This window comes from Paenibacillus sp. JT22N7, assembly GCF_059383875.1.
This window is the reverse complement of record NZ_JBXENY010000016.1, coordinates 129752-149351: the sequence shown is the minus strand read 5'-3', so window position 1 is coordinate 149351 and position 19600 is coordinate 129752. Positions and strand designations below refer to the sequence as shown.

13 protein-coding genes are annotated in these 19600 nt (G+C 46.5%); 4 read left to right on the top strand and 9 right to left on the bottom strand.

Features of this window, described 5'->3' with window-relative positions; genetic code table 11:
- Together AC50Y5_RS30985 and AC50Y5_RS30980 are read left to right on the top strand one after the other, a co-directional pair.
- Positions 1 to 2989: S-layer homology domain-containing protein (locus tag AC50Y5_RS30985; RefSeq protein ID WP_494865431.1), on the top strand; the 2989-nt coding region annotated here is incomplete at its 5' end.
- 172 nt (positions 2990 to 3161) lie between these two features.
- Positions 3162 to 5117: an ABC transporter substrate-binding protein gene (locus AC50Y5_RS30980; RefSeq protein WP_494865429.1), complete on the top strand. Its 1956-nt coding sequence runs from the start codon at positions 3162 to 3164 to the stop codon at positions 5115 to 5117.
- A 100-nt stretch (positions 5118 to 5217) separates the two neighbouring features.
- Here AC50Y5_RS30980 and AC50Y5_RS30975 read toward each other — a convergent pair whose 3' ends face one another.
- The 6 genes from AC50Y5_RS30975 to AC50Y5_RS30950 form a co-directional block, all read right to left on the bottom strand.
- Complete coding sequence (locus AC50Y5_RS30975; RefSeq protein WP_056031336.1) at positions 5218 to 6066, bottom strand: hypothetical protein; 849 nt, start codon at positions 6064 to 6066, stop codon at positions 5218 to 5220.
- 19 nt (positions 6067 to 6085) lie between these two features.
- Complete coding sequence (locus AC50Y5_RS30970; RefSeq protein WP_494865427.1) at positions 6086 to 6304, bottom strand: stalk domain-containing protein; 219 nt, start codon at positions 6302 to 6304, stop codon at positions 6086 to 6088.
- Positions 6305 to 6392: 88 nt separating this feature from the next.
- Entirely contained in the window at positions 6393 to 8225 is a 1833-nt protein-coding gene (locus tag AC50Y5_RS30965; RefSeq protein WP_494865425.1) for a stalk domain-containing protein, read from the bottom strand.
- A gap of 164 nt (positions 8226 to 8389) precedes the next feature.
- The gene (locus tag AC50Y5_RS30960; RefSeq protein ID WP_494865423.1) at positions 8390 to 9349 is read right to left on the bottom strand and encodes an ABC transporter substrate-binding protein; all 960 of its coding nucleotides are present in this window, start codon (positions 9347 to 9349) and stop codon (positions 8390 to 8392) included.
- A 101-nt stretch (positions 9350 to 9450) separates the two neighbouring features.
- Positions 9451 to 11046, bottom strand: coding sequence for an AraC family transcriptional regulator (locus AC50Y5_RS30955; RefSeq protein WP_056031348.1), 1596 nt, complete (start codon positions 11044 to 11046; stop codon positions 9451 to 9453).
- A 158-nt stretch (positions 11047 to 11204) separates the two neighbouring features.
- The gene (locus tag AC50Y5_RS30950; protein ID WP_494865421.1) at positions 11205 to 13151 is read right to left on the bottom strand and encodes an ABC transporter substrate-binding protein; all 1947 of its coding nucleotides are present in this window, start codon (positions 13149 to 13151) and stop codon (positions 11205 to 11207) included.
- Positions 13152 to 13500: 349 nt separating this feature from the next.
- Between AC50Y5_RS30950 and AC50Y5_RS30945 the strand changes: the two genes are divergently transcribed.
- Positions 13501 to 14073 (top strand): GNAT family N-acetyltransferase, encoded by a 573-nt coding sequence (locus AC50Y5_RS30945; protein WP_056031359.1) that lies wholly within the window; start codon positions 13501 to 13503, stop codon positions 14071 to 14073.
- A gap of 47 nt (positions 14074 to 14120) precedes the next feature.
- Complete coding sequence (locus AC50Y5_RS30940; RefSeq protein WP_494865419.1) at positions 14121 to 15602, top strand: methyl-accepting chemotaxis protein; 1482 nt, start codon at positions 14121 to 14123, stop codon at positions 15600 to 15602.
- Between the two features lie 86 nt (positions 15603 to 15688).
- Here the strand turns inward: AC50Y5_RS30940 and AC50Y5_RS30935 are convergent, their stop codons facing one another.
- The 3 genes from AC50Y5_RS30935 to AC50Y5_RS30925 all read right to left on the bottom strand — a co-directional run bounded on the left by AC50Y5_RS30935 (position 15689) and on the right by AC50Y5_RS30925 (position 19598).
- Positions 15689 to 16732: an NAD(P)/FAD-dependent oxidoreductase gene (locus AC50Y5_RS30935; protein ID WP_494865418.1), complete on the bottom strand. Its 1044-nt coding sequence runs from the start codon at positions 16730 to 16732 to the stop codon at positions 15689 to 15691.
- Between the two features lie 15 nt (positions 16733 to 16747).
- On the bottom strand, positions 16748 to 18718 hold the full coding sequence (locus tag AC50Y5_RS30930) for an AraC family transcriptional regulator (protein ID WP_494865416.1): 1971 nt from the start codon (positions 18716 to 18718) through the stop codon (positions 16748 to 16750).
- 130 nt (positions 18719 to 18848) lie between these two features.
- Positions 18849 to 19598, bottom strand: a complete 750-nt coding sequence (locus tag AC50Y5_RS30925) for a (S)-benzoin forming benzil reductase (RefSeq protein WP_494865414.1) — start codon at positions 19596 to 19598, stop codon at positions 18849 to 18851.
- Between the last annotated feature and the right edge of the window lie 2 nt (positions 19599 to 19600).

Genomic DNA, 19600 nt, shown 5'->3' with positions numbered 1-19600 from the left:
TTCAACTAACAGCACGGTTGGCGGTACGCCTATCGGCGGCGCGACTAACGCTTCGTATGCAGTTCCAACTTCTAGCGTAGGCACGACTTACTACTATGTTGTCATCACAAATACAGACAGTAGCGCAACAGGTAACCAAACCGCTACGGCTACCAGTAATGTTGCAACCGTAACCGTGATTGCGTTAACCAACGCATCCACTCCTACTATCGATACTGAGCCAACGGATAAGACTGTGAACGTGGGCGACAGCGCGAACCTGAGTATTGCAGCTAGTGGCGATGCAACACTGAGCTATCAGTGGTATAGCAATTCAACTAACAGCACGGTTGGCGGTACGCCTATCGGCGGCGCGACTAACGCTTCGTATGCAGTTCCAACTTCTAGCGTAGGCACGACTTACTACTATGTTGTCATCACAAACACAGACAGTAGCGCAACAGGTAACCAAACCGCTACGGCTACCAGTAATGTTGCAACCGTAACCGTGATTGCGTTAACCAACGCATCCACTCCTACTATCGATACAGAGCCAACGGATAAGACTGTGAACGTGGGCGACAACGCGAATCTGAGTATTGCAGCTAGTGGCGACGCAACACTGAGCTACCAATGGTACAGTAATTCAAGCAACAGCACAGTTGGCGGGACGCCTATCGGCGGTGCGACTAGCGCTTCTTATTCAGCACCAACTTCTAGTGCGGTCACGACTTACTACTACGTTGTCGTGACCAATACGGACAGCAGTGCTACAGGGAGCCAGACTGCTACGGCTACCAGCAATGTAGCTGTCGTAACCGTGAATGCACTAACCAACGCATCCACTCCTACTATCGATACTGAGCCAACGGATAAGACTGTGAACGTGGGTGACAACGCGAACCTAAGTATTGCAGCTAGTGGCGATGCAACACTGAGCTATCAGTGGTATAGCAATTCAACCAATAGCACGGTTGGCGGTACGCCTATCGGCGGTGCAACTAGCGCTTCGTACTCAGCACCAACTACTAGTGCAGGTACGACTTACTACTACGTTGTCATCACAAATACAGATAGCAGCGCAACGGGAAACCAAACCGCTACGGTTACCAGCAATGCAGCTGGTGTAACGGTTAATGCACTAATCGCACCTGCTCAACCGCAAAATCTTGTTGCCCTAGGCGGCGATCAACAAGTCACCTTGAATTGGAGCCCTTCAGCAGACGCGAGCTATTACGATATTTTTATAGCAAATGCTTCCGGGCAGTACAGCAATACGCCTATCGCAACAGTGACAGGCACTAGCACGATTGTGCAAAATCTAAGCAATGGCACAGCTTATTACTTTGTTGTAAAAGCAGGCGGTACAGGCGGCCTGAGCCTTCAATCCAATGAAGCAAGCACGACTCCAGCCACCGTTGCCACAGCCCCAACGAACGTCACCGCAGCAGCAGGGAATGGGCAGGCAACTGTCTCCTTCACCGCCCCAGCAGACAACGGCGGGAGCTTAATAACAGCGTATCAAATAACCGTTTCTCCAGGAAACGCAACGGTTACCGGAACAGCTAGCCCAATCACCATTACTGGCTTAACAAATGGTACGAGCTACACTTTTACAGTCAAGGCGCTTAACGCTGCAGGCGAAAGCATGGCTTCCACTGCCTCTAACGCCGTCATGCCATTTACGACAACTAGCAATAGTGGCAGCGGTGGATCTTCACCTGCTGTACAGCCAACAGATTCGACAACTACCCGTAACGGTGTTGAAGTATGGATCAATGGTAAGGTTGAAAATATCGGCACTTCCATCACTAGTATCATCAACAACCGTTCCACCACAACCATTATAGTTGATCAAAAAAGTCTGGAGAAAAAGCTTGCAGAGGAAGGCAAGTTTGCCGTCGTCACGATTCCGGTAAGCAGCCAATCTGATGTGATCATCGGTGAAATCAATGGTCAGATGCTTAAAACGATGGAAGATTATCAAGCCACTCTTGAAATCAGAACAGATCGTGCATCCTACAAAATTCCCGTTTTGCAAATCAATAGCAGCTTTGTTTCCGCCCAGCTTGGCAACGCTCTATCTTTGCAGGACATAAAAATTCAAATTACAATATCCACGCCAACAGCTGATATGAAAAATGTAGTAAACAATGCTGTGGCTAAAGAAGGACTCACGCTTGTCGCTCCTGCCATTGAGTTTACTGTCAAAGGCATCTACGGCAATAAAACCTTTGAGATTACCAAGTTCAACACTTATGTACAGCGCTCAATCGCTATTCCGAGCGGCATTGACCCGAACAAAATTACAACGGGAGTTGTCGTTGAACCAGATGGAACGGTGCGCCATGTGCCGACAAAGGTCGTCCAAGAAAATGGTGCCTATTTTGCACAAGTAAATAGCCTAACCAACAGTACGTATGCGATAGTCTGGCATCCCTTTGAGTTTAGCGATGTCACGCAGCATTGGGCGAAAAAGGCAGTCAACGATATGGGCTCGCGAATGATTATTGAAGGAAATGAAAATGGCCTCTTTAATCCCAATCGCGACATTTCTCGCGCAGAGTTTGCAGCCGTAATCGTCCGTGGACTAGGCTTGCGACTTGAAAACGGTGCGGCTTCATTTTCAGATGTATCCGCCTCGGATTGGTATAGCTCCGCCATTCATACCGCCTATGCCTATCATTTAATCGATGGATTTGAAGATGGTACGTTCCGTCCGAACGATAAAATTACACGGGAACAAGCGATGGTCATTATCGCTAAAGCCATGACGCTGACGAATTTGAAAGCCCAGCTTGCGAATGAGGCGGCAGCACAAACTCTGCTCCCTTATAAAGATGCAGCGAATGCTGCTGAATGGGCGAAAAATGGCATAGCCGACAGCGTGCTAGCAGGCATCGTATCCGGAAGAACCAGCGCCGAGCTGGCTCCTAAAGCTTTTATTACCAGAGCTGAGGTCGCTGCCATTATGCAAAGACTGCTGCAAAAATTGTATCTGATTCAATAATTAAAATTAGACTGACCAAAGGGGTTGCCATTCAAGTCATCCACGATGACTTAAGGGCAGCCCTTTTCTATTTTGCGGCACCGCTGGTTGTTGATCAGAAGATCTGTCCATTATAATTGAATGTATAAGCACTAAGCAGCTCGGCATTTATTGAGAAAGCAGGTTTCAGAGGATGAACGTACATGATCATATCGTGATATGGAATTACACCTATTGCAAACTGCTGGATGTTCGCCACATTGTTGTGAAAGCGGGAGAATCCACTCGCCCCTATAAAGCGCCTGCCAGCCTGTTTATTATGTGTATTCGTGGAAGCGCGCAGGTACAAGTTAACGGGGAATTGCACCCTTTTAATCGTTTTAAGATTTTGCATATCGGTAAAGGAGCAGCCATTGATTTTCAGGCTGGTGAGGACGGCTTTGAATATTATAGTGTTTATTATAAAGCGACGATTCCACTGCCTGCGCCGCAGCACATTGTTCAGCTTGCTGAACGGCTGCGCCCTTTTCACACGCTATATGAATTTGCGCCTGCCCATCCTGTCGTTTTATACCGCTGCTTGTCCGACATGTACAAGGAATGGAACAAGGCGGAGGCGCTTGGACAGCTGCATGCCAAAAACCTGCTTTTCCAGTTCGTCCACGAACTATTAAATCAATTGAAAGTACAGGGCACTTATTCAGAAAAGCGTGATTTAGCAGCGCAAATCATTGCGATTATTCAGAAGCAATATGCCGAGCCCATTACACTGGAGTCTTTATCAGAAAGCCTGAATTACAGCGTCCCTCATTTATCCTCCTATTTTAAAAGCCGGACGGGTGTTAGCCCCATTGATTATTTGATCAAAGTCCGTATCGACAGGGCGGCAGCTCTGCTGCTTAAAACCGATGCCACGCTAAGCGAAATAGCGGCTGGCGTCGGCTATCGCGACCCCTATTATTTAGGCAGGCTGTTTAAAAAATATAAAGGCGTCTCTCCCTCCCTATTCAGAGCGCAGCGTTCTGCAATTAAACCGGTAGAAGATTGTCCTTCTACAATCATGAGATCCTCCATTGCCCCTCCAAAAACGCTCCGCTATACTAATGTAGCTGATAACGATTATCAACGGAGCAAAGAGGGAGAGTCTATTATGTTTAGAGAATTAAAACCGTCCATGGCGGCGGTAATACTACTCAGCTTTATGCTGCTTCTCAACGCTTGCGGAACACAAGCGTCTAGCAATAATGCTGCTACTGGAGCAGCAAGCTCTACAGAACCGAGCAGTACGCCTCAAGCAACGGCTAGCCCCGCGCCTGAGCAAGAAGGAACCAAAATCGTATCGACCGTTATGGGTGATGTTGAAGTTCCGCTGCATCCGAAACGCGTAGTGGCTGGAGAATATTTAGGCAGCCTGCTGGCACTCGGTGTGATTCCGGTTGGAACCTCCACTCACCATCTTTCAAATCCTTATTTAAGCGATGCTTTAAAGGACGTAGAGGATCTGGGAGACGGGAACGGCAGTATAGAGAAAATTCTTTCGATAGAGCCAGATCTGATCATTATGGATGACATGTATACTGAAATGAATGATCAGCTAAGCAAAATCGCGCCAACTGTTATTATCCCTTATGCTTCGCTTAAATCGGTACATGAGGAAGTTTCCTATTTTGGCGAACTGCTGGGCAAGGAGCAGGAAGCAACCGCATGGCTTGCCGACTATGATAGCCGTATCGCAACAGCGAAACAAAAAGTGCTTGAGGTCATTCCGGCAGAAAGCACGTTCTCCGTCTTGGAATGGATCGGGAAAGACGTTTCGGCGGTCGGCGCCAACTATGGCAAAGGCGGACAGCCCATTTACAATGTATTTGGCTTTAAGCCTCCTGCTGAAGTAGCTGCTGAGATAGGCGATCCAGGCTGGGCAACCCTATCTAATGAGGTATTGCCTAAATATGCCGGGGATTATATCGTGCTCACGACCGACAGGCAGTCCATCGACGATCTCAAAGCAGACCCGATCTGGGGATCTCTTGACGCCGTCAAAAATAACCGGGTATTTATTTGGGGCAAAGAGCGTTCCTGGTACTGGGACCCGATCGCTATTCTGACCCAAACGGAAGAGCTTGCTGATTGGCTTGTAAGTACGAAATAATAAATTAATGGCGTTTAGAAAATAGGTAATGGAGTGAAATATTCGCTCCATAAAAAAACACAGCAACGGCGCGAAATGTGCATTGCTGTGTTTTTTTATTTTATGAGACAAGCTCCGAATAAATCATGATAGAGCTATCGGGCTCCCAGTACCACTTGCCATCAGTTGCTTTACTTACATCCTGCAACTCATAGAGCCGAGTAAATTCTTCTGTAGTCCCTTCACTATTTTTTACCGTAGACACATAATATACTTTTGCTTTATTCGGCTCATATGAAACTATCGTCGCTTGCTCCAGCCTATAGTCGTAATCGTAATTTAAAAAAACAGAGGTATAATATTTATTCAATTCTTCCTTGGAAAAAGAGCCTTCACTTGCCCAATAAACGGGATTGATCATCTCGATCAAAGCTGAGGAATTTTCATCATCTATTGCTTTCGCGTTTGCCTCCACTAAAGTATAGATAGCGGATTTATCTTTATCAGGTACAGCTACCTCCTCATGGGAGAGTGACTCATAATCAAGATATTCGATTTCCGATGAGACATCATGTATTTCCCAGCCTTTTCCTTCTTCATTACTCATTCTAATAGTTGCATGCTCCATGCGATCCAGCAACTCATTCCCCATCTTTGGTATGAATACACCCGTGAGCATCGTGACATAGGTGCCCCAAGATTCTAATTCAATGCTTGTTATCTGAGCAACGGGATTAAAATCTTGAAAGTATGACTCAAGAATGGATCGAATTATTCTTAGATCGGCCTTTTTGGGTTTTGGCCACATACTTTCATGTACGTTTACAATTCTTTTGTCTGTATAATACTCTGCAACTAAATACTCAGTAGGTTGAAACAAATGTCCAAGGACTAAGGTGTTCGCCCCAGATTCAATAATAGTAGGTGTTTCCCAATCAAAAACAAACTGCCTTCCGTTAACGTAAGCCATCCCACTATTTAAATCAATTTTAAAAAATGCGTACCTCTGACCTTGCCGTAATAATCTTCTTGTTTTTATCAAAATGAAAAGTAAAACCCAATTCCTTCACAACACTGCGAAACTCGACATACACTCTTCCTCCACGGATAATGGGAGCAACCACAGGTTTAATTTCTTTATCCTGTACCAAGAGACGTATCGGCTGCACAACTGGCTTATCTGCTGCAAATACCGATGTGTTAGGCATTAGCATGCATGCTATAACCAGTAGAAACACGAAACCATTTTTAATAAAGAGTTTTCTTATCATTGATTTTTCACTCCACACTGAGCTATTATTGAAGCTTAATTTGCGTTAACTCACTGTAATTTAGATCATCCATCCAACCTTTCTTATAATTCTCGCCAAAAATAAAGTACGGACTATGCCCGACTCCCCATAACGTCCCATCTTGTTTTAAAAATAGGGATTTGCTTGTATCCGCGAATACATCTCTTACCGGAGACAAATCCATAATTTTCGTTGGTTTCTCCACCGCCTCGCCAATCGAAAGCATACCAAGCTCTCCGGCGACATTTTCTCCCCAACCATATAATGTTCCCTTATCATCAATTGCAAAAAAATGATATTTTCCAGCTACAGTTTTTACGATACGGCTTAAACCATCAATCTGCTTTGGAGACTTGGCAAAATAATAGCTGCTACCAAAAATACTTTCTCGCAGCTCATCCCACCCCCACACCGTGCCATCTTTCTTTATAGCGAGAACGGCTGTATTGTTCATTTCAATGCTCGTAATGTTGGAAAGCTCTTTAACATGAATAAGCTCGGAGCTGTCAGGATTCGTCTTCCACACCGTGCCATCATTTTTCAATACAGCTGTAAAGGTAAATCCGATTTTAACCTCTTTCACATTGCTCCATGGCAACTTAACAGGGCTTGGGTGAATAATCTTATTGATATCGTATTCCTCTCCCAATTTCCCATTGGAGTTTGACCCCCAAGCATATACTTCTCCTGAATCATCTATAGCCATGACAGCCGAGTTATGATTTTCTATAGCTGATATTTTCTCAAGCCCCTCCACTTGCTGGGGAATGCGGGTCACCTCATATTTTTCCAAGCCATTGCCCCAACCACCTGCATTATTAAAACCCCAAACCCAGACAGTTCCGTCATTTTTCAAAGCAATACCAAGGTCCCCATCCAGTTTGACTTGTTTAACATTTTCCAATAATTTCATAGGCTTCTCATAAAATTGCCCCCACGTCCATAACTGCCCGCTTGATGTTACAAGCGCAATTTCTCCATCTATACTTGCCGTTTTAATCGAATCGGTTATGTAGGGCTCTGTTTTGGACCAAATCCCTAGCTTTTTCATGTGGGCCTCCTCTTGGAAAGGCAGCAGCCGTGCTTTCAGGTAGGGATCTTCATTAACTAAAGAGCTTTTAGCGTACCCTCGGCTCACCAACTCTTGGTTAACAATCGTTCCATCGTCCTTATATACCAAAGCCCACAGATTCTTATTTCTATCCCGCCCACTTCGAAAATCCACCTTAACCTTTGTGCCAATTGGCAGCATAGCCTTTAAGTATTCCGTTGCCTCCATACTATTTTGAATGGGAGAGAGCCCCGAAAGCCGGACTTGTTCGGTGACCAACTCCTGCTCCGTATTTATATATTTTAATGCCACATACAGGCCATCAAAAGCCTCAACAACCTCAGCATCCATCTTTGGAGCGGATTGTATTTGCAGCGTAAGATTCGTTTTATCCCACATCAGCTTGGCTCCAAAGGCTTCCGCCGCAATCCGTACAGGAAACATCGCTGAACCGTCTACCCAATCCCCTGGCAGCGTAAGCGATACAGGATCCTCGTTAATAAAGGCCTGTTGTTCCCCCATCTGGTATGACAATATTTGATCAGCTTTGGAGGAGATAAATATTTTATAACTGTTGTACCAAACAAGCTCCGCGCCTAGCGCTTCAAAGATCATTTCCGCTGGTACCATTACATGTCCTTTTTGCAGAGCAGGAGCAGTTTCAGAGGTAAGGGGAACTCCATCGAGCAATATCTTTATTTCTCGTGTACCATTTGCACCGTAAACTGCTGTAGCCAGCAAGCCTAAGCATAAAAATCCTATTACCAATACGACTATCTTCTTCATATACTTCTCTCTCATCCCCTATTATCCGCTTCGTATAATATTGTAATTATCGGCTTAATGTAACAGATGATATAGATACAGCTTATAAAAAAAAGCCTTCGGCAGCATGCCGAGGCTGTTTTGCATTTGAAATAGAATCTATCAACGATTTTCCTAAAGCCAGGCTAAGGAATCAGAGCCGCGAGCACATCGTCGATTTTGCTGCCGTCAGCGATCGGTCCGCTCTTCATCCATGTTCCAAAATTAACCTCGTGAATGTTACCGTTTTTAACAGCAGGCAGGTTTAACCATAATGTACTTTCAAGCAAATCCTTCGCTTGCTGCTCTGCGCCCGTATCTACGGTCAGAAAAATATGGTCGGCATCCAGCTGCGGAACCATCTCCAGCGACAAGTCGAACGCGCCTTCGATTTTGGTATCCAGAACGAGCTCTTGCACCAGCTTGCTCGGCGTCAGCTTAAGCTCGTTGTATAGAACAGGACCTGCATAGCCTGGCCCACCATATAGTCTTAGCGACTTGGCATGAACACGCAAAATAGCAACGGTCTCGTCACCAATAGCCGCTTTTAGAGCAGCGGCAGCAGCGGCTGCTTTCTGGTCATACGCCGCGATTGCTTCTTCCGCCTGCTCCTTCTTGCCAAGTAAATCTCCGAGTGTGCGAATCGTCGCGCGCCAGTCTTCGCGTGCATCCGTAAAAGCATACATCGGAGCAACTTTAGACAAATGCTCATACTGTTTCTCATCATACACATTGGTCAAAATAAGATCTGGTTCCGCCTTAACAAACGCCTCGACATCTCCATCAATATCAATATCTTCAACCGTAAGCCCCAAATAGTCTTGGCTGCTCCATGAACCAATTCGCGATTGGCGAATCGGGGTAACGCCCAAGGCTGTCAATTCATCCTCTAAATAGATGCCGATAACTTTGCTCGGCTCGGCTGGAATTGTCATTTCATGTCCGATTTCATCCGTAACGACCCGATCGGCTGATACTGCAGCCTCCGTTGAAATGGGCTCCTTCACTGCTTCTGTTTCCGTCGAACTGCTATTCGCAGCCCCACATCCTGTAAATAAAATAACTAGCGCCAGCATTATGCCGGGCAACGCCCCTGCCTTAAACATGCCTGTAACCACTCCCTGAGTATAATGATAATCGTTATCACTATATTCTTTTTTCACCATTTCCCCAAGGACAAATCGACTTTTTTTATAGGACATTTGTGTCATTGGCGGCCATAGACGAACAAATTCAGCGCTTCTGCTATTTTGAGCTTATCCATCTCCATACCGATGCTCATCCACGTATAATAGTCCGCTTTATAGGTTTGCCCGTTCCTGACAGCAGGAAGCTGATTCCAAGCTTCACTCGCCATAATAACGCTAGCTTCCTCCTCCATACCCGGGTCAATGACGAGGAGCAAATGATCGGTGTCAAGCATTGGCAGCTGCGAGGGATCAAGCTCTGCCCACCATTTATCCCAAGTCAGCTGCCGAACAAGCTGCGGTGGCTCCAGCAATAAATCGCCATAGAGGACGGGACCGACGAAGCCCTGCTCTGGTCCGCCATACAAGCGAAGCTGCTGAGCATGGAACCTCAACATAGCTACGCTGTGCCCCGCCAAAATCCGGCTTAATTGTTCACGTGCACTTGCTACGTGCTGCTCAAAGTCTGCAAGCAGCTGCTCAGCAAGCCTTCTTCTTCCGATCAAGCCCGCAATTTCCAGCAGGTCGGCCCGCCGCTCTCTCCGCCAGGTTACAGTCACGGTTGGCGCAATTCGGCTCAGCAGTTGCTCCTGATCAGGGTGAATATAATCGCTGCACAAAATAAGCTCAGGCGGCTGTGCCGCCAGCAGTATGGCTTCCCGTTCTCCGAAATTCTCCTCCAAGCTTCCCAAATGCAGGGAAGCCTGCAAGCGTCCGCTCAGCGGATGATCGGGATCGATCATCGTTGCACAGGGTACCACCCCCAGCGCCAGCAGCGCATCAATAAAAGGCGGATATAAGCAAGCGATCTTCCGGCGTGGCTGCTTCTGGTAAGTCGTTGGCGAAACTCCCAAAGCATTTTTGAACACTCGGCTAAAATAATAGGGCTCGCCAAATCCGGCGTACTCGGCAATTTCACTAATTTTGTCTGCGCCTTGGATCAGCGCTTTTTTCGCCTGATTGAGCCGAATCCCGGTCCAATATTCCTGAGGGGTTTTGCCCAGCGCCTTTTTGAAGGCGCGCGAATAATACGGTGCGCTCATGCCAGCCATATCGGCCATTTTATCGCGGGATAACGGCTCCTGAAAATTCTGCTCCATATAGCGGGCAGTGAGGAGCAGCACTTCCCGCTGGCTGAGGCCCGGCTTCTGTTCGACAGCCTTAAGCAGCCTGTAAAGCAGCTCCTGAAAATCAATTTGCAGGCGGAATCGCTCCAATGTCCCATCGTAAAGACGATTCACATACAGCTCCTTCACGCGGTCAATAAGCGACCCGGCGGCACGTTTGGACAACTCCGCATAATAGCAAGATACGGCAATGTCCGGTAATGCATCATGCCGAAAAGCAAGCTCATAAAACCCCATCGGCTCTTCCTGCTCTGCCGTAACAACCAGCTCAGCCCCCTGCATGCTGATGCAAAAGCTCCCTCGATGCAGCATTCTTTTCATTCCGCTGTCCTCTAAAATGCCTGCTCCGCTTGCTACAAGCAGCAGACCTCCGCTGTCCGCATACCTAAGCCTTATCGTCTGCTCCCCATCAATTCGCTGATATTGAATATGTTTCATTTCGATATGGGATTCAATTAAAGCTAGCGCCATTACCCGGCTCTGTTCCATGATGTTCACCTTATATGCTTTTATTTTAAGGATTGGTTACGTCTATTTTAGCAGAAAGACAGCCGGGAAGCTGGACGGTGTAGAAAGCAAAAAAAGCCCAGGAGGCAAGCTCCCGGACTTTCAGCATTATTTTCAAACTCAGGATCGATGATACCTGCTTATTTCTGCAGCTGGGCTACCTTCTCAATCATCTCATCAACCGCTTGCTCCGCCAAATAAGGGCCGAAGTTCCATTTATCGCGGGTTACGTTGATAATCCGATTATTTTTGATCGCAGGGATGGATTGGTATAGCGGCTCCTGGAACAGCTTATTCATGTCGACCAGTTCCTCGTCGGTCATTTGCGTGAAGAAATAGTCGGCTGGGCGATCCGCTAGCGATTCCATGGAAAGGGCGGCTCCGCCATCCGAATATTGCTTGAACTGCTCCGGCATTTGGTAGCCGAAATCCTCATAAATCAATTTGCCAAGCGTACCGCCTTCGCCTCCAAGAAACAGCTCTCCTTGGTAAAGAATAAAGGTGATAGCCGTTTCGCCCGGCGTCACTTTTACTTCAAGCTGATCGCGGACGCTTTGCAGCTTCGCTTCAAATTTCGTAATCCACGCTTCCGCCTCTTGCTTGCGGTTCATAATATCGCCCATGTCCCGCAGCGTATTGATGATATCTGGATCGCCGCCCCATGAAACAGCTACCGTTGGCGCGATCTTTTCAAACTGGGTGTACGCCGATGCGTCATGGTATTCCGGTAAAATAATCAAATCCGGCTCAAGCGCAGAAACGGCCTCGACATTGCCAAGCCCTTCACCAATGCTAGCAACGCCTGCCAGCTCTTCTGGATAATGATCAAGCACCGCCTGATCAACACCGACCGGCTGTATGCCAAGCGGCAGCAAATAGCCGCCATAGGTGATAACAACCACTTTGCTAGGGTTCGATGGAATTTCCACCTCACGTCCAAGTGCATCCTTATACATTCTTGTCGTTGCTGCTGGTGATTCTGCTGCTGTATCAGCCGTAGCAGTTGCACCTGGCTGAGCATTGCTTCCTTGTGCGCTCTGCTGCGGCTCTGCAGCAGTACCGCCACATGCAGCGAGCAGCAGCGACAAGCTAAATAATAATGTAACGGCAAAAGATGGCTTAAAACCTAACTTCATTTCATTCACTCTCCAAGCGCTATATTGATAATGATTCTCGCTGTTACCAATATAGCTTTGTCCAGCTTGAGGGGCAATGTGCGATTCGGGCATCATTTTTGGACGAATTGAACCTATTGAGCCCAAATTAAGCTTTTTAAACTGTGTAGGAGTTACTCCTGTCAGCTTCTTAAACAGGCGGCTGAAATAATAAATATCGGTATAGCCCACCTTTTCAACAAGGCTGCGAATCGGCGTATCCGTCTCCGTGAGCAGATATTTGGCTCGATTGATCCGAGTTTGCATCAAATATTCCATGGGGCTGCAGCCGAATTTGCGCTTAAACACCCTTGCTAAATAATGCGTGCTGTAATGGAACTTCCCAGCCATCGTTTCCATCGTTACCGTTTTATGAAAATACTCGTGAATGTACTCAGCGATTTGCTCTGGTAAATCTGGTACTGTAGCTTCGGCTTTCACCATTTGCAGTTGGCGAAACTGTTCCACCACGAATTGATAGAAAATTCCCGTTACCTGCAGCCGATCAAGCTCCTCGCTACTTGCCCACAGCTGAGACATCTGCTCCAGCAACGACAGCAGCGACATAGCATGCATCACCTCAAAGGCATAGCGCCTCCCGAACACATCCTGCTGCTCTAAATCACCATGCCTTACTTGATTGCCTATCATGACCAGCGGTTTATACAAAATTAAATAATAGTCAAACGGCTCATCCCCACACCATATGCTCAGGTTGGCGCCTTTTCCACTATGCAGCAAATAACCATTATCGCAAGGAGCTTCTAGCTCCTCCATTACTAGCCTCGCATTGCCTTGATTGGCATATACAAAAGCGTTTGCAGGAAGCCGATAGGCTAACCGCTTCTCTCCCGGCTTCATCGTAAGATGGCGAATATCCAGCACTTGAACAGGCCTTCGGTTCCATAATTGGATAGTATCCTGCCATTCCATAAAAACACCTCGAAACGAAAATAAATGCTGAACCTGCATCCTTTATTATAAAGGATAACATCCAAGCAGCAAGTACGTCAGCCCTATTGCTTTTCTTTTTGCCGCTCGGATTTTCAATAACTTAATATGGATTCGAAGCTCTATTTGAATCAATAATTTAGCAGACTGATCCATATTGGAACCCTCGATTTGTAAAGAAAGGATAGATATAAAGCTGATGATTTTTGCAAATAGACGAAAAGTAAGTAATTATCTAACGCATGTACATTATTAAGTGGATTATCCCGATAAATAATCTATATACATAATTCACTTGGGAGAAAGAAAAAAACCAAAGGAGACCATACGTATGTTTAAGCGAGTGGAGAATGAGCTGGAGCTGGCGATGTTTAATGGTGTTTGGACAACTGTCTGGAGGGAGAAAGGATTTGATCTTGAGTTTTCCGCTCAAGCACTTGAGCGACTTATGATTGTCACGATGGAGGGACATTATGTAGGCACGGCTGAGATTAAGCCGTACAGTGCTGCAAGCACGATTAACGAAGCCGGATTCTTTCAGGAGCACCCGGAGCTGATAGGCGCACAGGGAGAAATTGCGGAAATTGACAAAATAGCCTTATTAAAGCCGTATCGTGGGCAACAATACATATCTGAGCTGCTCTCCTCCCTTGTCTATACTGCGGAGGAACGGCAGATCAAATATTATGTTTCGTTGCTGGAGCCTGTATTTTTTAGGGCATTGCGGGTCACTTTCAAGGTGCCGTTAGAGAAGCTTGGAGAGAAGGTGTTTTATAAAGGAGATTATGTGGTTCCAATGGTATTAAATGTGGAGCAAATTTATTCGAATAAACAAAAATATAATTGGCTTTCCTATTCGCAGCAGGGCGTTTTCACTGCACATGCTAGCAACGCAGGAGTCTAGAACTGAATCGGCTTAGCTTTACAAATTATAAAAAGGTGGATTTACGTATGAAGAGAGTACTAACGGAGCTTGATAAGCGGAACCGATTGTTAATCAAAATTCTTTGGGGCGTGCTCTTTCTAGGAGTGGTCACGGATATTGTTATCGGTCTGGATAAAAATATGATTCTTTTTCTTGCCCTCGTTGGAGGTGGAACGAGTGCTATAGTCACTTTTATGACTTATAGAGGTATCCTTACAGACTATATTAAGTATATGGTTCCGTGCATTTTAACGATAGTTGTCTCCTTCCTTATCATTTCCGATCCGAATCCAGTCGTAAGCACTTATTTTATTGTTTATGTTAATCTCGCAATCATCACCTTGTACGCCGATTATCGGCCTATTATTTTCACAGGCATACTGGGAGCAGCGCTGAGCACTTATTTATTTATGAACCCTGTGCTTCAGCCTAAGCTATTCCCAGGAGAATCGCTCGCCTATTTGTATTTGTATTTAATGTTTGCAACAGGGGCGCTAGCATTCTCGGCCAGCTTCACCCAGCGGCTGCAAAAGCAGGTAACAGACAAGCAGCGCGAGGCAGTAGCCTCCAAGGATATGGCGGAGGCGCTGCTTACCAAGCTGGAATCCTCGATTCTTGTGCTTACCGAATTCAGCAGCAGCCAGCAAGCGACGGTTCGTTCAACCGGAGAAATCTCCAAAGAGGTAACGGCGACCTTCTCGGCCATGTCGGCTGCCATTGAGACACAGACGGGAACCATTATGAACATTAGCGATACGACGCAGATGATAGACACGGCCGTCAAGCGCTTGCTTGATGGAACGGAATTGCTGCGACAATATTCAGCGGACAATGCTGCGTTGACCGTGGAAAATCGGGATCAAATGGCTGCACTATCAGACGAGATTGAGCGTGTTAGAGCGATCATCCTGCATACAGTCGACATGATGAACCAGCTTAATGAGCAAAATGATCGGGTAAGCTCGATTGTCGGAACGATCAGCGATATTGCAGAGCAAACGAATCTGCTGGCGCTTAATGCCGCCATTGAAGCAGCACGGGCAGGCGAGCATGGCAAAGGTTTTGCAGTCGTATCCGACGAGGTACGAAAGCTTGCCGATAGTTCAAGAGCTGCGACACATGAAATTACGACAATTTTATCCGGTATTCGTTCGCAAATCAGCGCTGTTCACCTGCAGGTAACAAGCGGACAAGCAGCAGTGACAACCAGCAGGGATGTTTCACGTCAGGTACAGCAGCTTATTGATCGCATCAGCGAAAATATGGAGCTCGTGAGGCAGCACTCTGATACAGTAGGCAGTTCTGCGGGTGATCTGCATGAGCGTTATGCAAGCATGGTCGATGAGATGGTCAATATTGCTGCTACGACTGAACAGAACATGGCTTCCGTTGAAGAGGTTCATGCTAGTATGGAGACGCAGGATGTGAAGATCCATACGATGGTGCAGGAGTACGGTCAGTTGGACCAGTTGTTGTCAGAGCTCAAGGCGATGGTAGCAAAGCAGTAGCATGAAATAAGAAATACCCGGAATAGTGTAGGCAAAGCCGATGCTTCGGCTTCTGCCCACTTTACCCAACGGAGCACTCTCCCTTCTTACGCGTCTTCTTCCCGAACACCAAGCGCCAGATTTTTTTCTCTGAACTTGCTATTATGCGAGGAAACATAAGCAACCTCGTCGGCTTTTGGCTCCATATACAGCTTGGCGCTGTTCACGGCAAAAGCTGCATCGGTAAACGCTCCGGCAATTAAATAAAGCTTTGATTCGTAATCTACAAAATCTCCGGCAGCAAAAACACCCGGAATATTCGTAGCCAGCTTGCTGCTTACCTTTACTCTACGAACGCCAATATCCAATCCCCATTCACGAATAGCTCCACAATCACTCTTCAAGCCGTGATTTACAATTACGGCATCAACGTCCAGCGTTTCTGTCTCTCCGCTCTCCACCTGACTGATAGTCACCTGATGGATTGCTTTACCATCCTTGCTATGCAGCTGAGTAACCGCATATGGCGTTTTAACATTAACCGTGGACTGTCTCATCCGTACAACATTTTTCTCATGTCCGCCAAATTGCTCGCGACGGTGTATAATCGTAACGCTGGCCGCCAGCGGCTCCAGCTCATTTGCCCAGTCTACCGCCGAGTCCCCGCCGCCGGATATCAGAACATGCTTGCCGCGAAACGGTTCAAGCTCCTGCACCGTGTAATGGAGATTGCTCACCTCATAACGATCTGCTCCTTCAATCTCAAGCTTCGACATTTTCAGAATGCCGTAGCCGATCGTGAGAATGACCGTTTTCGTCCAATGCGTCTCTCCCGATTCCGCTGTAAGGAGAAAGGTTCCGTCCTCCAATCGATCCAGACCGACAATCTGCTGTCCAAATACAAGGGTCGGATCGAAAGTCCGCGCTTGCTGTGCCAGCTGCGCAATCAATTGCCTGCATAGGATCGGCGTCACGCCGCCAACATCCCAAATCATTTTTTCCGGATAAATCAGCATCGTTCCACCAAGCTCTTCCTTGGCTTCAATCAGCTTTGTCTTCATATCGCGCATACCGCTATAGAAGGCCGCGTACATGCCAGCCGGGCCCCCGCCGATTATCGTTACATCGTATAACTCTGTGGATTGTGTCACTCTGCTTCCTCCAATCTAGGACTTCGATTTCTCGATCAGCCAATTTGCCAGCTCTTCAACCTGAGACAGCATTGCGATCGGATCTTGGAACCATGATTGATCCTCTGTCCACAGAAATACACGATCGTTTTTTATTGCATCCAATTGGCTCCATAACGGATTAGACTTGTATTCATCCATTGCTTTCGGACTGGTCAGGACAACATAATCACCAGCGAAATCGCCCAGCTTTTCCAACGAAATCGGGTAATATTTCTCCTTCATAATCTCTTTAGTAAGTCCTACTGGCGGATTGAGCCCCAGTGCCTCATAGATTGCACGTCCGCCCCGGCCAGAAATATTACCGAAGACGTAAATCGATTTATCCTGATCTTCAAGCACGCTAACCGTCGCATCCTCAGGAAGCGCCTGTTTCACCTTCGCTTTAGCGGCAGCTATACGAGTATCGTAATCGTCCAGCCAAGCGGTTGCTTTTTCCTGAACGCCCAGCAGCTCCCCGAAATAGTTTATTTCCTCATGAACATTGTTGAATTTATTATAGGGAACACTAACTGTTGGAGCTATTTTACTTAACAATTCATATTTCTTTTGATCACTTGTCAATGTGATAATCAGATCGGGCTCCATTTCCATAACCTTTTCAATGGAATCCCCCACATTTTCAACGCCATCGATCTTATCCTTTAAATACGGGTTTTGCATAAGCCACTCGGATGAACCGATCGGATTCGCACCTAAAGCGACGAGAGATCCCAGATAGTCTATCGCTACGATTCGTTTAGGATTTACTGGTATCGTAACATCCCCGAACACGGTGGATACCGTTTTAGTTGTTTCCGTTGGTGCTGAGCTCGCTTGATTTGTGCTGCCTTGCTGGCCATCAGCGGCTCCTCCTTGAGCAGCATCTGCTGGCTGTACGTTCGCCGATTGGCTTCCCCCGTTTGCTGTTGCCGTCGTCGTATTCGTGCCTCCTGTGCCGCAAGCGCTTAGCAGCAGCATGAGACATAGCAATAAAGTTGCTGTCATAGATGTTTTCGTACCTCTGTACAACGTAAAATCCCCCTCTGGTTTATATTGATAATGATTTTCATACTCATCACCAATATATCGTTGAGCGACACGTTTCACAATGGAGGATGTTAACGATTTTTTTGCAGAATATTGTATCTTGCCGCCGGCAAGCTTGCGTTTTTTGTACTGGCCGGGAGCTACGCCCACATGCTTTTTAAACATCCGATTGAAATAAAACATATCGGGATAGCCCACAGAAGCGGCAACCTCCTGCAAGGTAGCATCCGACGTCAACAGCAGTTCCTGCGCTTTGTCCATTCTTAGCATGATGAGAAAGTTGATTGGACTGTTTCCCGTCTGCTCCTTAAACTTTCTGGATATATATTGCGGACTATAATTTAGCAGCTGCGCCAGCGACTCAATCGTAATATTGTGCTGATAATTGTCCGTCATATAACGAATGGCTTGCTCCGATAAATCTGGACTGTCCGTCTCCAAGCCCTGCCGTTGTATTTGCCACAGCAATTCATACACAAATTGATAAAACAGCGATTTGGCATGCAGCTTTTCCAGCGTATTCAGCCTGCTCCATTCACGATGCATCCGCTTTACCTTGTCCAGCAATTCAACCGGATATTGCGGTGTAAAATCATATTGCTGTTGGAACGGATTTTCCCGCTCCATAAGAAGCTGCAGCTCGCGCCGGAAAGGTGGCACTAATGACGCTTTATACAAAATTAAATAATATTCGAATACATCCTCGGCTTCGATCTCCAGCCGGGCTCCTTTGCCGCCATGCAGCACATGAAACCGCCGAACCATGCTCACATGGCCATCCAATGAAACCTTTGCACTGCCTCGCGCCGTCAACAAGAACGCACTCGCGGGCAAGTCATAAGCCGGCAGCTTCTCATTAAATTCCATCCTGATATGACGAACATCCATCATTCGAACTAACGCGTGGTTCCATAACAAGATATGATCTTCTATACTCATCGCACCGTTTCAATTCCTCTCCTCAGTTTCCCGTATGCTGAATCGCTCTATGAGATAACTGTCGCAACAACTCCCTCTATTATAAATGATAATGATTCTCTCTCATAGATTATAAGTTTTCAACTACGACGGTGCTGCCAAAATCTTCACTAAACAACAGCTTAATTAATTTTGCAGCCGTGTATTCAGGTGTCTGCAGCTTGCCCTCTTCCGCGATTTGAATGAATTGATCAACGTAAGGAAAATCCGCTTTGGATACTGAACGCATTTCCGCTTGCATTTGGGTATCGATCATCCCCGGATAGACGGACACGACCTTGGCTGGATACGGCTGAACCGACTGCTCCAAGCTCACACTTTTTGAAAAAGAATCCAGACCCGCTTTCGAAGTGCTGTAACAGCTTTGCGAAGGCAGCAAATAGCGGGCAGATCCGGAGGAAATATTCATAATCCGCTTATCCACTTGGTACTGCTGGGCAAACTTGAGGAAATTAGCCGTTATAATCATCGGAGCCAGCAAATTAATGTTCACATTTTCAATGATGCTTTGAGCTGGATTTTGTTCAATGGGAGCCACCGGAGCTAGCATTCCCGCATTATTAATTAAATAGAGGCCTGTGATTTCTGTATCCTGCGGAATCATGCTGAATAGCGCCGTAAACATATGCTCAATATGTAGCAAATGATTCAAATCGAAAGGATAATAGGTCATACTTGTCTTTTTCTGAATCGAACGCTCAATCAGCTGTTCATTTTCCGCCCGCGATAGGCAAAATAAATGATGATCCTCTGCTAACAGCTGATTAGCAAGTTCCTCGCCAATGCCTCTAGATGTACCCGTAATGAAAAAAACTTTCATTC

Bases quoted from the DNA above. Each gene is read 5' to 3' on its own strand.
- AC50Y5_RS30980 (WP_494865429.1), top strand. From the start codon at position 3,162: ATGAACGTACATGATCATATCGTGATATGGAATTACACCTATTGCAAA.
- AC50Y5_RS30975 (WP_056031336.1), bottom strand. From the start codon at position 6,066: ATGGCTTACGTTAACGGAAGGCAGTTTGTTTTTGATTGGGAAACACCT.
- AC50Y5_RS30970 (WP_494865427.1), bottom strand. From the start codon at position 6,304: ATGCCTAACACATCGGTATTTGCAGCAGATAAGCCAGTTGTGCAGCCG.
- AC50Y5_RS30965 (WP_494865425.1), bottom strand. From the start codon at position 8,225: ATGAAGAAGATAGTCGTATTGGTAATAGGATTTTTATGCTTAGGCTTG.
- AC50Y5_RS30960 (WP_494865423.1), bottom strand. From the start codon at position 9,349: ATGTTTAAGGCAGGGGCGTTGCCCGGCATAATGCTGGCGCTAGTTATT.
- AC50Y5_RS30955 (WP_056031348.1), bottom strand. From the start codon at position 11,046: ATGGAACAGAGCCGGGTAATGGCGCTAGCTTTAATTGAATCCCATATC.
- AC50Y5_RS30950 (WP_494865421.1), bottom strand. From the start codon at position 13,151: ATGGAATGGCAGGATACTATCCAATTATGGAACCGAAGGCCTGTTCAA.
- AC50Y5_RS30945 (WP_056031359.1), top strand. From the start codon at position 13,501: ATGTTTAAGCGAGTGGAGAATGAGCTGGAGCTGGCGATGTTTAATGGT.
- AC50Y5_RS30940 (WP_494865419.1), top strand. From the start codon at position 14,121: ATGAAGAGAGTACTAACGGAGCTTGATAAGCGGAACCGATTGTTAATC.
- AC50Y5_RS30925 (WP_494865414.1), bottom strand. From the start codon at position 19,598: ATGAAAGTTTTTTTCATTACGGGTACATCTAGAGGCATTGGCGAGGAA.